The sequence below is a fragment of the Leptolyngbya cf. ectocarpi LEGE 11479 genome (assembly GCF_015207065.1).
Taxonomy (GTDB): domain Bacteria; phylum Cyanobacteriota; class Cyanobacteriia; order Phormidesmidales; family Phormidesmidaceae; genus Leptothoe; species Leptothoe ectocarpi.
This window is the reverse complement of the sequence record NZ_JADEXP010000163.1, coordinates 1-13,531: the sequence shown is the minus strand read 5'-3', so window position 1 is coordinate 13,531 and position 13,531 is coordinate 1. Positions and strand designations below refer to the sequence as shown.

Annotated in this window: 11 protein-coding genes; 8 read left to right on the top strand and 3 right to left on the bottom strand. The window is 54.1% G+C overall.

Features of this window, described 5'->3' with window-relative positions:
* Positions 1–429 precede the first annotated feature (429 nt).
* Positions 430–975, top strand: coding sequence for a hypothetical protein (locus IQ260_RS17095; RefSeq protein ID WP_193994320.1), 546 nt, complete (start codon positions 430–432; stop codon positions 973–975).
* Here IQ260_RS17095 and IQ260_RS17090 read toward each other — a convergent pair.
* Positions 972–1,190, bottom strand: a complete 219-nt coding sequence (locus tag IQ260_RS17090; RefSeq protein ID WP_193994319.1) for a hypothetical protein — start codon at positions 1,188–1,190, stop codon at positions 972–974. The genes IQ260_RS17095 and IQ260_RS17090 overlap by 4 nt on opposite strands.
* 82 nt (positions 1,191–1,272) lie before the next feature.
* Here IQ260_RS17090 and IQ260_RS31120 point away from each other — a divergent pair, with 82 nt between their 5' ends.
* From IQ260_RS31120 to IQ260_RS17080, 3 genes are read left to right on the top strand one after another with little or no spacing between them, the layout of a single operon-like run.
* The gene (locus tag IQ260_RS31120; RefSeq protein ID WP_228016197.1) at positions 1,273–1,578 is read left to right on the top strand and encodes a DUF6444 domain-containing protein; all 306 of its coding nucleotides are present in this window, start codon (positions 1,273–1,275) and stop codon (positions 1,576–1,578) included.
* A complete protein-coding gene (gene tnpC, locus IQ260_RS17085; RefSeq protein ID WP_322744983.1) occupies positions 1,515–2,444 on the top strand; it encodes an IS66 family transposase in 930 nt (309 codons plus the stop codon). The genes IQ260_RS31120 and tnpC overlap by 64 nt, the downstream gene beginning before the upstream one ends.
* Entirely contained in the window at positions 2,359–2,988 is a 630-nt protein-coding gene (locus IQ260_RS17080; RefSeq protein ID WP_193994321.1) for a CHAT domain-containing protein, read from the top strand. The genes tnpC and IQ260_RS17080 overlap by 86 nt, the downstream gene beginning before the upstream one ends.
* A gap of 8 nt (positions 2,989–2,996) precedes the next feature.
* On the opposite strand, the gene IQ260_RS17075 is transcribed toward IQ260_RS17080, so the two are convergent.
* Positions 2,997–3,941, bottom strand: coding sequence for an ABC transporter substrate-binding protein (locus IQ260_RS17075; protein ID WP_193994318.1), 945 nt, complete (start codon positions 3,939–3,941; stop codon positions 2,997–2,999).
* A 118-nt stretch (positions 3,942–4,059) separates the two neighbouring features.
* Entirely contained in the window at positions 4,060–5,688 is a 1,629-nt protein-coding gene (locus IQ260_RS17070; protein WP_193994317.1) for a cyclic peptide export ABC transporter, read from the bottom strand.
* Between the two features lie 295 nt (positions 5,689–5,983).
* Between IQ260_RS17070 and IQ260_RS17065 the strand changes: the two genes are divergently transcribed.
* The 4 genes from IQ260_RS17065 to IQ260_RS17050 form a co-directional block, all read left to right on the top strand.
* Positions 5,984–7,477, top strand: a complete 1,494-nt coding sequence (locus IQ260_RS17065; protein WP_193994316.1) for a condensation domain-containing protein — start codon at positions 5,984–5,986, stop codon at positions 7,475–7,477.
* 4 nt (positions 7,478–7,481) lie between these two features.
* Positions 7,482–8,522, top strand: a complete 1,041-nt coding sequence (locus IQ260_RS17060) for a TauD/TfdA family dioxygenase (protein WP_193994315.1) — start codon at positions 7,482–7,484, stop codon at positions 8,520–8,522.
* Positions 8,523–8,596: 74 nt separating this feature from the next.
* Positions 8,597–13,042: a non-ribosomal peptide synthetase gene (locus IQ260_RS17055; RefSeq protein WP_193994314.1), complete on the top strand. Its 4,446-nt coding sequence runs from the start codon at positions 8,597–8,599 to the stop codon at positions 13,040–13,042.
* Positions 13,043–13,045: 3 nt separating this feature from the next.
* Positions 13,046–13,531: condensation domain-containing protein (locus tag IQ260_RS17050; protein WP_228016195.1), on the top strand; the 486-nt coding region annotated here is incomplete at its 3' end.

The following is a 13,531-nucleotide window of genomic DNA, read 5'->3' as shown; positions in this document are numbered from 1 at the left end:
ATACTCAGCTCATCCACTGTCTCCTTCAGATTTGATGAGAGTAGGGTCATCCGCTGCAGCTGGTTGAGGGCCTTACTCATTGATTCACGATAATATTGTTCAAATTCGTCCAGAGACATAGCGTTTAATTCGTTGACATGTCCTTAGTCTCCTAAATTCTGAAATCAATTGGACAAAAAACCTAGAAAATATCCTGAAATTTCACGTATCCTTTGATACGCGACCTCTAAGCTTTATACGGTGCCTTAAGTACGCCATCTGATAGGTGCCATTAAGACAATTGGCGTACTGGCGATAGCTAGTTTCAAACTCGGATTCTTCATATGAAAAATATGAAAAATATGATACCTAATTGGCCCGGTCATATAGTAGGCTCACCCATAGTGGCTGCTATGGCCACTCGCTGTTTTTTGGGGATGCTCGATGACCATGTCTGCTATCAAAAAAATTGGATCGTTCAGCCTAGTCAATGCTCTAGTTTTACTGGTGGCTAGCCCCAGTTTTGCTCAATCAGCGGCTAGCCTGACACCGGACGCTGTAGTTGCACAGAGGGTTCGGAGGGACAATGACCGCATCCATTATTTTGGTATCGGTGGCACCATTGGTGTGAGTGATGACGGCGATACGGAACTAGGTGACGGTGGTTTTTCATTAGTAGGCCGATTTTCATTTAACGATACGCTGGCTATTCATTCGGCCTCCGTATTGAGTGGGGATAGTTTCGCGTCATTTGCACTGACTAATAGCTTTTCAGACCTTGGTGCTGGTGAACGGGTTAGGGTGATTCCCTTTGTTGGGGCTGGCATTGGTGTTGAAATCGATGATTTTGAGATCAGTCCCCTGGTGACGGCGGGTGTAGATGTACCGATTAGCGATCTAATTACGGGAACAGCTAGGGTAAATGCAGCCTTTAATGATGGGACCGATATTGGTGTGGTCCTGGGTGTGGGTGTAGATGTATTGAGCTTGTTTTAGGTTTTTAAGGCGCACAGTAAGCCATATTGAATCAGCCCTTGGCGATATCCCTTCGCCATCAAATTTGATGTCAAAGCCCCTTGAATTACATTGATGACGCCAGCTTTGATAATGTTGCGAATTAATTTCAAGCTCAACGGTGGCATGATGGCTTTGCTCCAATGGGGAGCAACCGCATTTGTCCAATCTGCTGTATGGACCTGAGTTAGGGGCAAGGTGCAAACAATGTCCTCAGTAATTGCTCAACGCCCCCTCCGGGGGATTGTTTTCTCAGAGCACAATCTGTAACGTAGTTGTATGCAAGACCTTCCTGACCTTAGCCAGTTAAGTCCAGAGGCGAAAGATGCACTGATACAGGTGCTAAGGGAGGAGATGCAAAGTCTGCGTCAGCGATTAGACGAGATAGAAAAGCGTCCGAAAAAGACGAGTAAGAATTCAAGCAAACCACCGTTGCAAGACTTTAAGGCCAATCAGAAGAAGCGTAAAAAAGGGAACGTGCGTCGAGAGGCCAGTGTGGGACGACAAGGTGGGGGACGTCGATTAAGTCCCAATCCAGATCGAACCGTGGAGGCACGAGTGACGACATGCTCAACAGCTTGGTGACGTATCTACGGTATGGTCATGCCATCAGCTATGAACGGTTACATCAATTGCTCGATGAGGTCTTTAATCTCTCGATCTCCGAAGGAGCCTTGGCCAATCTGTTAGGGCGGGTACACCATCAACTAAGTGAGCCGATGGACGAGATTCAGGCTCACCTTCAGCAATCACGGCTGATCTGCTCGGATGAAACCAGTGCTCGGGTGAAGGGGCATACGGAATGGGAATGGGTGTGCCAAAATGAAGACATCTGTTTTCATGTGGTGTGTGCCACCCGAGGGGCGAGTGTCATCTATGACGTCCTCGGTGACCATCAACCTGAGGTGTGGGTCTCGGATTTATTCAGTGCTCAAAAAAGTCATCCAGCCGCCCAATGGCAAGTGTGTCTGGCGCATCAACTCAGAGACTGCCAATTTGCCATTGATGCCGGGGATACGGTGTTTGCTCCGGTGATGAAGCGCCTGTTATTGCGGGCCTTATCCATTCATAAACGGCGTGAGTCGTTGGTCCCCTCAACGCTCTATCACTATCGATTAGATATTAAACGACGATTACGACAGCATTTGAAACGCCAGCCTGACCAAGCTGATGGGATTCGATTACGTCATCGCTATGACGAGATTCAGGACCATTTGTTTGTCTTCTTAGACGATGGAACTATTCCGCCTACCAATAATTCTAGTGAACAAGCCATTCGGATGAGTACGGTCTTCCGAAAAGTCACCCATGGATTCCGATCTGAATGGGGACGTGACCTATTTGCCGCTGTTAGATCGGTGATTAATACCGGTAAACGCCAAGGTCTATCCGCTCTCAAGGCGATTCAAACGGCTCTCTCTCCTGGGCTATCTCTCTTTCAACCCAGTTGAGCAATTACATGAACTTCAGCAGGTCACCACACAAATTCCTGACAACCAGGTTTTGTTCAATCAAACCCTAACGAAACCTAATCTTCTCAATAGTCTTAAAACAGCTCCCGCTAGTGTCGTGCATCTTGCTACCCATGGTGAGTTTGGAGCAACCGTTGAGGACACGTTTATCGTCACCTGGGATGGCAAACTAACGATGGAAGAAATGAGTCAGGTTTTACAAGCTCGCAACCGCAGTGACCTATCTCCAGTGGAGCTACTGGTCTTTAGTGCATGTAAAACAGCCTCGGGTGATAGTCGAGCGGTCCTGGGTATCGCAGGTACGGCCATTCGCTCTGGAGTACGCAGTACCTTAGCAGGTTTATGGGCTATTAATGACCAGGCTGCAGCGGCTTTTATGACTGAGTTTTATAAAGCTCTAGCTCAGCCGGACACCACTAAAGCTGAGGCATTTCGCCAAGCTCAGTTAGCACTGATGCAAGATCCCCAGCTGGCCTCTCCCTACTTCTGGAGTCCTTTTGTTCTGGTAGGTAATTGGCTGTAGGTCTGAGCTTAACGCTCTGGGGTATCAATTAAATAGTTGAACAAATCATCTAGCAGAGCGTTAGCGGCCAAAATTCCATTGCCCAAAAACCAGGTGTCAAATGATACGGGGTATACTTGCTCCTGCTGCACTGCCTCCAGCTGTTGCCAGAGGGGATGTCCTGTAACCTTCTGGGCCATGGAGTTTTGGGGATTGTCTTGAAAGTAAAAAATCACGTCTCCATCCATGGCTGGAATGGCTTCAAGGCTGACGGTTTCGTAGAATTTGGCTTTGGCCTGAGATGGCGGGCGAGGCAGACCCACCTGCTCTAAAATGTAGCCGCAGAAAGAGTTCTGCATATACAAACGCACCTGATCGGGGCGGAAGCGCAGTACAGATACTTCGGTGGTTTGCAGGCGATCGCCTATCTGTTGTCGAAAGTCTTGAATCCTGGCCTGAAAATCTTGAATGAGTGCTTCTCCTTGTTCTGGTTTGCCCAAGGCGGCGGCGTAGGTGGCGAGGGCATCGGCTCGGGTTTCGACCAGTACCGTGGGGGCAATTTGGGAGAGAAGATCGTAGAAGGTGCGATGGTCCTCTACGTTGCTCAAAATCAGGTCTGGTTTAAGTGACAGGATGGCTTCAAGGTTTGGCTGGGAGGAATGGCCAATGTTGTCAACACCCTCAGTTTTATCGGTCAGATAGTCGGCAAAACTGCCGTAGTTGGAGCGATGGGGAAACCCTGAATAGGTGGAGGCAATGGGCGTTACTCCTAGGGCCAGAGTGTTGTCGAGGGCATTTTGAGACAGCACAACTACTCGCTGGGGGGACTGGGGGACAACGACATCACCTAACGCTGTTGAAACAATGTGTCCCTGCTCGGGGATGACGGGTTGAGTGGTTGGAGATGGTGTTCCGCAGGCAACAACCAGGATTAACGTTGCGATCGCAAACAGCACTCTTTTAAAAACTGGCATCTTTTCCAACATTGGCTTTGCCGTTAGCTCCTGTCCGACCGAACCAAGATAGTTTAAATGAGAAAACATTTCAATAAGTAAACTGCCTCTTACTCCGCCGGGACGCGTCTTAATCATTTCAGGAAATCGCCTGTGCAATTGATTTTTCAGCTAGCTGACCATTCTCTAGCTTGAGGATGCGATCGGCTAGATGAAAATAGTTATCATCATGGGTAATGGCTAATACTAGCTTCTTTTGGCGCTTAAGCTCAGGCAAAATTTGGGTGTAGAACACGGTCTTAAAATGAGGGTCCTGATCGGCTGCCCATTCGTCAAATAGGTAAACAGGGCGATCTTCTAGATAGGCTGTGAGCAGTGCCAGGCGTTTGCGCTGTCCCTGGGAGAGATCGATGTCGGACAGCTGGCCATCCTGGATATGAACTTTATGGTCGAGCTGTAGGGCCATGAGATAGGCGTTGGCCTGCTCAATTTGTTGGGGGCTGTCCAGGGCGAGGAGACGGTCAAACAGATAAAAGTCGGCAAAAATAGCGGAAAACTGTTGCCGATAGGCTTCTCGATTGGCATCGGTGATATTGTTGCCGTCCAGGGTGATCTGGCCTGCGCTGGGGGGGTATAGGCCGGTAATCAGCTTTGCTAGGGTGGATTTACCACTGCCGTTGCCGCCGATTAAAAACACCACTTCTGGCCGGGTAAAGACTAAGTTAATGGGGCCGACGGTAAATGGCGGCGTGTCGGCACCTCGGTCGTAGCGGTGGATGACGTTTTTCAGTTCTAGGTGGTGCCATGATGTGGACAGAGTCTGGACACTGGGGGGCTCCGAAGACTGGTTGAGCATAAAGCCAAAGGACTCTACTTTATCTAGGGCAACGCTGGCGCGGCTGAGGATGGGCAGACGCCGCATTAAATTTTCGAGGGGGCCGTTGAGATAAATAACGGTGAGCACATAGCTGGAAAGCAGAGTCCTATCCAGGGCACTGAACTGGGGAACAACAAACAAAAAGACACTGATGACGGCAAAGAAAATCAGCTGACCCCAGCTGGCGGCTCCGGCAAAGATGCCCATGCCAAACACGTTAAAGCGGCGATAGGTGGCCGCCGTCTGGTGTAATTCATCAGTGAGAAAAACCTGTCGTCGCTGCTGGTGCAGCTTTAACTCTTTGATGCCGTGAATCAGACCGCGCAGGTGTTTGAATAATCGGTCTTGTTCGTTGCGGGCCGTGACTAAAAAGCGTCGGGCTCGCTGGGCGATGAGCTGGTAGGTGACCGTGGCTAAGAGCAAAAACGCCACCATCACCAGCAGCAACGGTACCGATAGCCAGCCTAAGTACAGCAGCGAACCGCCCACGATGGCTAGGTCAATACAGAGAAAGGGCACCACCGTGAAGGCGGAGGCAATGGTTTCAACATCGGCGGTGAGGGAGGCAAATAGACGATGGCTGCCCAAATCTTCCAGCTGACGTAGGGGGCAGTCGAGCAGCTGCCGGGCGAGTCGCAGCCGCAGGTTGAGCAGGGCACCCTGTCCCAGACGAATCAGGAGCAGCTGCGACAGGTAGCCGGCAACGAGAACCACGGCTAGCAAACCAAAAAAGCTCCACAAAAAGGAGGCCGTTATTGCTTGGCGACCGGCGATCACTTCGTTGGCCCAGGCGACGAGACGAGCACTGCCACCACCGCTCAGCCCCCCAGCCACGATGGCAACGGCCATGGCAATCGGGGATGTGCGCAATAGCAGGGAAATGAGATTCATAAAAAAGGGCGGTTTAGATGATTCTGTTGACAAAGATTCTTATTTAAGACTAGCCTGCTATTGCATGGATTTTTCATTTGTGTGGTGAAAACATTTGAATTGATCGAGAGCTTCCGTCCTGATGTCGCCTAGCTTCAAAGATTAGATCTGTCCGTTTTTCTTCCCTAGATTTCTCTCTATCAGACCTATTGAAATGCGTTTAAGGAAATTAGTTTAGGGAGCTATTAGCTCTACGTGCGTACCTGATTTTTGATTTTTGGACCTTGTCGCTATCGAGAATTGTTCTTTTTAAACTATGGCTTCTACGCTTCGGGCTGACCCGCTTTCCAAGCGATCGCAACTAAAAACCCTGCTGCGATCGCACCTCCAGCATCCCAACCAGTTCCCCCTATCCTTTGCCCAGCAGCGTCTGTGGTTTTTAGACCAGCTGCAACCTGGCAATCCGGCCTACACGATGATGGCGGCGGTGCGGCTGCGGGGAGATTTGGATAGCTCGGCGCTAGAGCGAGCCTGGCAGGATCTGGTGCAGCGCCATGAATCTCTGCGGACGCGCTTTGTGCTGGTGGATGGTCAGCCGTATCAGCGGGTGCAGTCAACTGGGGCCGTAGCGTCAACCCGGCATCGGCTGGATCTACCGGAGGCGGATCAGACAGCGGCGATTCAAGCCCAGGCGTTAGAGCGGGTGCAGCAGCCGTTTGATTTGGAGCGGGATGAATTGGTGCGATCGCACCTAATTCAACTAGAGGCCGACACCCATGTCCTACTGCTGACGCTGCACCACATCATTTCCGACGGTTGGTCCATGGAGGTGCTGATTCGGGAGCTGGCCATTTTGTACGACGCCCACCAGCTGGGGCTGCTGCCCCAGCTGCCGCCAATGCCGATTCAGTATGCCGATTTTGCCGTCTGGCAGCGACAGTTTCTGCAGGGAGACGTTTTAGAAAAGCAGCTTAACTACTGGCGTTCCCATCTCTCCCCGGCGGTGCTACCCAGCTTGCCTACCGACTTTCCCCGGCCTGCCGTGCGCAGCCATCGCGGCCACCGTCATCTACTGGGCATATCGCCCGACCTGACGGATCAGCTGCAGGGGCTGAGCCAACAGGCCAATGCCACGCTGTTTATGACCACCCTGGCTGCCTTTCAGGTATTGCTCTATGACTATGCCCAAGGGGCCGAGATTCGAGTGGGCACCCCCATCGCCAACCGCGATCGCCCAGAAGTGGCCAACCTGATTGGCTTTTTTACCAACACCCTGGTGCTGTGTGCCGACATCGACGGCGATCTCACCTTTCGCCAGTGGCTACAGCGGGTGCGCGATGAAGCGGTCAATGCCTATGCCCATCAGGATATCCCCTTTGAAAAACTGGTGGACGAGCTGCAGCCCGAACGGAACTTAAGCCAGACGCCGCTATATCAGGTTTGGTTTTATCTCCAGGACGATCCGGTCACCACGGTGTCGTTTCCGGGGCTGACCTTAGAAACAATTGAGATTGATCTAGGTACCGCCAAACACGACCTGAAGCTGGGGATGTGGAAAAGTCCCCAGGGGTTACGGGGGGCTTTGGAGTACAGCACCGATCTGTTTGAATCCGCCACCATGGTTCGACTCGCCCGGGGCTATGAAGATCTCCTCGCTGAGATTGCCCGCGCTCCCGAGCAGTCCATTAAAGACTTGGTCCAACATCTCCGACAGCGGCAGCAGCAGCAAATGCTGGAGCAAAAACGGGCGCTGCTGTCCACCCAGCGACAAAAGCTGAGGGGCACTCGCCGTCAAACCTTTATTTCCTAGCGCTATGACTTCTTCTTCTCGCCAGCGGTTGAGCGCCATTCGTCGCCGCTCGGTTCAGGTTTCTTCAGAATCGTTGATTACCGCTCAGACCCTGGCTCCCGAACAGCGGCTGCCGCTGGTGGTGCAGGCCAATGCCTCCCTGAATTTGGCCACCTGGGCGGAGACCCAAACTGAGTGGATTGAGGCCAAACTCCGTCACCATGGGGGGCTATTGTTTCGTGGGTTTGACCGCGAAAGCATTCCAGAATTAGAACCCTTTTTAAACGCCATTGGCGGCAATCTGCTGGACTATTCCTATCGCTCGACGCCGCGTACCCAGGTGAGTGGCAAGGTGTATACCTCCACAGAATATCCGGCCAGCCAGACGATTCCGTTGCACAACGAGATGGCCTACAGCCGTCAGTGGCCCCTGAGAATTGCTTTTCTCTGTGTTCAGCCCTCTGTCTCGGGGGGAATGACGCCCATTGCCGACAGCCGTCGGGTGTATGCAGCGCTGCCGTCGGATTTGCGATCGCGCTGGCAGCAACAACAAATTCTCTACGTGCGCAACTATGGTGGCTCCCTAGATTTGCCCTGGCAGACCGTCTTTCAAACGGACGATCCGGCGGTGGTGGAGGCGTTTTGCCAAGCCAACGGCATGACCTGGGAGTGGGGCAACGGCGATCGTCTGCGCACCCAGCAGATCTGCCAGGCCGTGGCCCGTCATCCCCACACCGGAGACTGGGTTTGGTTTAACCAGGCCCATTTATTCCATATTTCGAACCTGGACCCGGCGGTGCGCGAGGGATTGCTGGCCGACATCGCTGAAGCAGACTTACCCCGCAACGCCTACTACGGCGACGGCTCTGCCCTGGATAAAACCGACTTAGCCACCATTCGCGCCGCCTACCGGGCCCATACGGTGATGTTTCCCTGGCAGCGGGGAGATGTGCTGCTGCTCGACAACATGTTGGCGGCCCACGGACGCACCCCCTATGGCGGTCCCCGCAAAGTCTTGGTGGGTATGGCCCAGCCCTATCCAAACGTGACGGCGGCAACCGAATAAATATTCTGTTGTGTTTCCTTAGCTTTTCCTAAGCCTCTTTTTTGCCCTCTTTCCTAACCCTCGGTGTAGATACTATGCAAACTGCTCAAACACCGCCCGCATCTAAAATTGCAGGCTATCGTCTCTCCCCCCAGCAGCAACGTCTGTGGCGACTCCAGCAGCGCCGCCCGCCTTTTCGGGCTGTGCTGCAGCTGCGATCGCACAAGCCCTATGCTGCCGATCAGCTACAGGCAGCCCTGCAGCAGCTAATCGACCGCCACGAAATTCTGCGCACCACATTTCCCACCCTGCCGGGGATGACCATGCCCCTCCAGGTGATTGCCGACAGCCTGTCGAGTGAGTCGGTGCTGGTGCGGTACAGCACAGCCCCACAGGTGCAAAACCTGCTAAAGCAGCCGTTTGACTGGGTGCAAGGTCCCCTATTTCAAGTGCACTGGATTCGGCCAGACGAGCTGCTGTTTAGCGTGTCGGCGCTGTGTGCCGATGGGGCCACCCTGTCGCTGCTAGCCCAGGAGTTCCAGCAGTTCTATGGGGCAACACCTCAGCTAGAAGATCCGCTACAGTATGCCGACCTGGCCGAGTGGCAAATCGAACTGCTAGAAGGAGAAGACACCGCCGCCGGACGCAGCTACTGGCGACGCTCAAGCAATTTGGAGCAGGTGGTACAACGGTTGCCCCTAGAGCGGCCCAAAGACTCCGTCGAGTCTGACACGTTTCAGTTCGAGACCCATTCTGTCGAGTTGCCGATTGAGCAAGCCCAATCCCTCTATAGCTGGGCCGCCCAACAAGGTGTGACAGTGGATGAGGTATGTCTGGCGGTGTGGCAGATTTTAATCGCCCGGCTCACCGAACAATCTACCCTCACCCTGGGCTACAGCTGTAACGCCCGCCAGCATTACGAAGAGCTGCAAACGGCCTGCGGACTGCTGACGCGCGATCTGCCGCTGCGGGCCGAACTGCAGCCCGACCAAAGTTTTGCCGCCCTGGTGGCCCAAGTCCATCAGACGCTAGCCGATATTCAGCCCTGGCAGGACTATTTTGCCTGGGAGCAGGATGAAACGGGCTGGTTTCCCATCAGCTTTGGGGTGGAGGCGGCCCCGGCGAATTTGTCTCCTTTAGAGGTAACGGCCACCAGCACTCTGTTGGAACCGTCCACGCTCAAGCTCGTGTGTCGGCCCCAGGCTGACAATCTCTCGGGCGATCTCACCCTAGACTGGCTCTACGATGCTAGCCGTTTAGATTTATCCACCATTCAACAGATTCAGGGATACTGGCAAACCCTGATGACAGAGGCATTGGCGGCACCGGAAACAACCCTTGCCCAGCTGCCGTTGCTCGGCGCAGCAGAACGACAAACCCTACTGGTGGACTTTAACCAAGCCACCACCCAGCCTTCTAACTACAACAGCCTGCATCAGTGGTTTGAAGCCCAGGTAGCGTGCACACCCGAGCATGCCGCTCTTCGGTTTGAAGCGGACTGCTTAACCTATCGCCAGCTGAACAATCGGGCTAACCAGATTGCCCAAAGGCTGCGGCAGCAAGGGGTAACGTCCGAGAGCGTGGTGGCGGTGGTGCTGCCCCGCTGTCTCGACTGGGTGATCGCCATCCTCGGTATCCTCAAAGCTGGAGGGGCTTATTTACCCCTTGACCCCCATTTGCCCACGGAACGGCTGCAAACCATTTGCCAGGATGCGGCGGTGGTTCAGGTGCTGACTCAGGTGGAATGGTGCGATCGCATCCCCAAAACCATCCCCACCCATTGCCTAGATGCCATCTCGAACGAAACCAACACCGAGAATTTACCCCACCACACAGCCCCCGAGCATCTGGCCTACGTTATCTACACCTCCGGGTCCACCGGACAGCCGAAGGGCGTTGCCGTTGAGCACCGCAACATCCTCAACTATGTGCAGGGGATTCTGCCCCAGCTGGACCTCAAGGCCAATGCCCACTACGGCCTGGTGTCCAGCGTGGCGGCAGACCTAGGGAATACGGTTCTATTTGCCGCCCTGTGTACCGGTGGCTGCTTACATCTGATTGCTGAGGATCGCACGTTACAGGCTAGTGCCCTCGCCGACTACTGTCGTCAACATCCCCTCGACTGTCTAAAAATTGTGCCCTCCCATCTTGGGGCCTTGCTTACGGATGAATCTGATACTACCTGGCTACCGCACTGGTGTTTAGTCCTGGGTGGGGAAGCCGCCCCAGGCTCTCTGGTGAAAGAGATTCGCCGTCATCGGCCCGCAGGCAAAATCTTAAATCACTACGGCCCTAGCGAAACCACCGTCGGGGTGCTCACATATCCCGTACCGGAGGCTCTTCAGGAGACCACCCTACCCTTAGGACAGCCGTTGCCCAATGTGCAGGTTTACGTGTTGGATGCCCACCATCAGCCCGTTCCCGTGGGCATTCCCGGTGAGATTTATGTCGGGGGTGCTGCCGTTAGCCGAGGCTATCTCAATCGTCCCGCCCTCACCACAGAGCGATTTATTGCCAATCCCTTTGACTCAGGAAGGCTCTACCGCACAGGCGATCGGGGGCGTCATTTACCCAGTGGCCAAATAGAATTTTTGGGCCGCATTGATGACCAGATCAAGCTGCGGGGTTTTCGCATTGAGCTAGGGGAAATCGCTGCTGTACTACAACAACATCCGGCGGTCCAGCAGGCGATTGTTGTGCTCCGGGAAGAGAGCCCAGAACCGGCGCGACTGGTGGCCTATGCCATTACCACCGCATCCCCGGAAGACCTAAAAACAGATCTAGCCACAAAACTACCTGACTATATGGTGCCAGCGGTGGTGGTGCCGCTGCGGGCATTTCCCCTCAATGCCAACGGTAAAATTGACCGCCAGGCTTTGCCTGCCCCCAGTCGCCGCTCGGATGTTGAACAAACGGCTGCTAGCACCGCTGCGGAACAAACCCTGGTGGGTATTTGGCAAGACCTGTTGCGGGTGGACAATATCGGCATCCACGACAACTTTTTTGAACTGGGTGGGGACTCTATTCTGAGCATTCAGGTGATTGCCAGGGCCAATCAGGCCGGTCTGCAGCTCACCCCCCGCCAGCTGTTTGAGCATCAAACCATTGCAGGTTTAGCCGCCGTTGCAGGCACCGCCACAGCGGCCAAGGCTGAGCAAGGCCCCATTAGCGGCGTCGCTCCCCTCACTCCGATTCAACATCGTTTCTTTGAACAGGCAGTTAATAACCGCAACCACTGGAACCAGGCGCTTTTGCTAGAAGTGCGAGAGTCTCTCAACCCGGATTTATTAGAGCAAGCGTTCAACCATCTAATCCAGCACCACGACGCGCTGCGGCTACGGTTCCAGCGTCAGGACAATCGTTGGCAGGCGGTACACGGAGACCACAGGCCGCTTTCGCTGCGGCGAATTGACGCGCCAGGCTGTGCCGATGTGGAAACTCAGATTGTGACCCATGCCAACGCATTGCAAACCTCGTTAAATATTACCGATGGACCGCTGATGGGGGCCGCCTGGTTTGACTTTGGCCCTACTTGCTCGGCCCGGCTGCTAGTGGTGGTGCACCACCTGGTGATCGATGGGGTGTCCTGGCGGGTGCTACTGGAGGATCTCCAGACGGTTTATGGTCAGCTACAGAGTGGAGTTGCGATCGCACTCCCCCCTAAAACCACCTCCTTCCAACAGTGGGGCAAACACCTAGTCAACTACAGCCAGTCGCTGCCACAAACCCAGCCCAGCCAGAACCCAGCCCCGCTGCCCCTGGACTTTGCCGACGGCAACAACACGGTGGCATCCGCCCACACACTGGCCCTCAGCCTGGATGTTGCCGAAACCCAGGCGCTGTTGCGGGAGGTGCCCAAAGCCTACCAAAGCCAGATTAATGACGTACTGCTAACGGCGCTGTTGCAAGGCATGACGAAATGGACCGAGAGATCGTCCTTGATGATTGAGCTAGAGAACCATGGCCGGGATGATTTTGACGGACAGCTGGATCTCTCCCGCACCGTGGGCTGGTTTACCGCCATTTTCCCAGTGCAGCTCACACTGCCTGCGGACCCCAACCCCGGAGCGGCACTGATGGCTATCAAAGAACAGCTGCGGCGTCCCGGCAGGCCCCTGGACTACGGCGTTGGTCGATATCTCAGTGGTGAGGAGACAACCCACCCAGAGCCCAGTTTAATTTTCAACTACCTGGGACAGTTTGATAGCAGCCTACCCGAGGCCAGTTTGTTTGGTTTGGCTCCAGAATCCGAGGGCCGTAGCCGAGATCCGAAGACGCGGCGACGACATTTACTTGAGATTAATGGCCGAGTGTTAGCAGGCCAACTGCAGCTGGCCTGGACCTACAGCGACCAGTGCCACCGACAAGAAACCATTGCCCAGGTAGCCGAACAGACCATGGCCGCCTTAAGAGCGCTGATTGCCCACTGCACCTCTAATGAAGCCGGAGGCTATACCCCCTCCGATTTTCCCCAGGCCAACCTAAGCCAGACGGCCCTTGAGCAGGTACTGGCTCAGCTGCAAACCAGTGAGGAGGGTTAGACCATGCAAAAAGTAGATAATCTTGCAGACCTGTACGAACTGACGCCCACTCAGCAGGGCATTTTATTCCACAGTTTGATGGCCCCCAAGGCGGGCATGTATTGCACTCAGTTTGGCTTCACTCTCCAGGGTGATCTAGTGATTGAGGCGTTTCGTCAGGCCTGGGAACAAACCATAGAACAACATTCCATTCTGCGTACGGCCTTTGTGTGGGAAGGCTTGGAAAAGCCCATCCAGCTTGTTCGTCAAAAAGTGACGCTGCCATTTACTCAGCTGGATTGGCGAGACCAGTCGTCTGAACAACAGCAGCAGGAATTAGAGACCTGGCTGCAGCAGGATCGGCAGCAGGGCTTTTCCCTTTCCCAGGCTCCTTTGATGCGGCTAGTGCTGATCCGCTGGAGCGAGACTACCTATCACTGTATTTGGAGCAAGCATCATCTGCTGCTAGATGGCTGGTCTACGGGCTTAGTCCTAAAAGCGGTCCTGACT

Excerpts from the sequence above, each read along its gene's own strand:
- IQ260_RS17065 (WP_193994316.1), top strand. The coding sequence starts at position 5,984 with ATGGCTTCTACGCTTCGGGCTGACCCGCTTTCCAAGCGATCGCAACTA.
- IQ260_RS17070 (WP_193994317.1), bottom strand. The coding sequence starts at position 5,688 with ATGAATCTCATTTCCCTGCTATTGCGCACATCCCCGATTGCCATGGCC.
- IQ260_RS17075 (WP_193994318.1), bottom strand. The coding sequence starts at position 3,941 with ATGCCAGTTTTTAAAAGAGTGCTGTTTGCGATCGCAACGTTAATCCTG.
- IQ260_RS17060 (WP_193994315.1), top strand. The coding sequence starts at position 7,482 with ATGACTTCTTCTTCTCGCCAGCGGTTGAGCGCCATTCGTCGCCGCTCG.
- IQ260_RS17095 (WP_193994320.1), top strand. The coding sequence starts at position 430 with ATGTCTGCTATCAAAAAAATTGGATCGTTCAGCCTAGTCAATGCTCTA.
- IQ260_RS31120 (WP_228016197.1), top strand. The coding sequence starts at position 1,273 with ATGCAAGACCTTCCTGACCTTAGCCAGTTAAGTCCAGAGGCGAAAGAT.
- IQ260_RS17055 (WP_193994314.1), top strand. The coding sequence starts at position 8,597 with ATGCAAACTGCTCAAACACCGCCCGCATCTAAAATTGCAGGCTATCGT.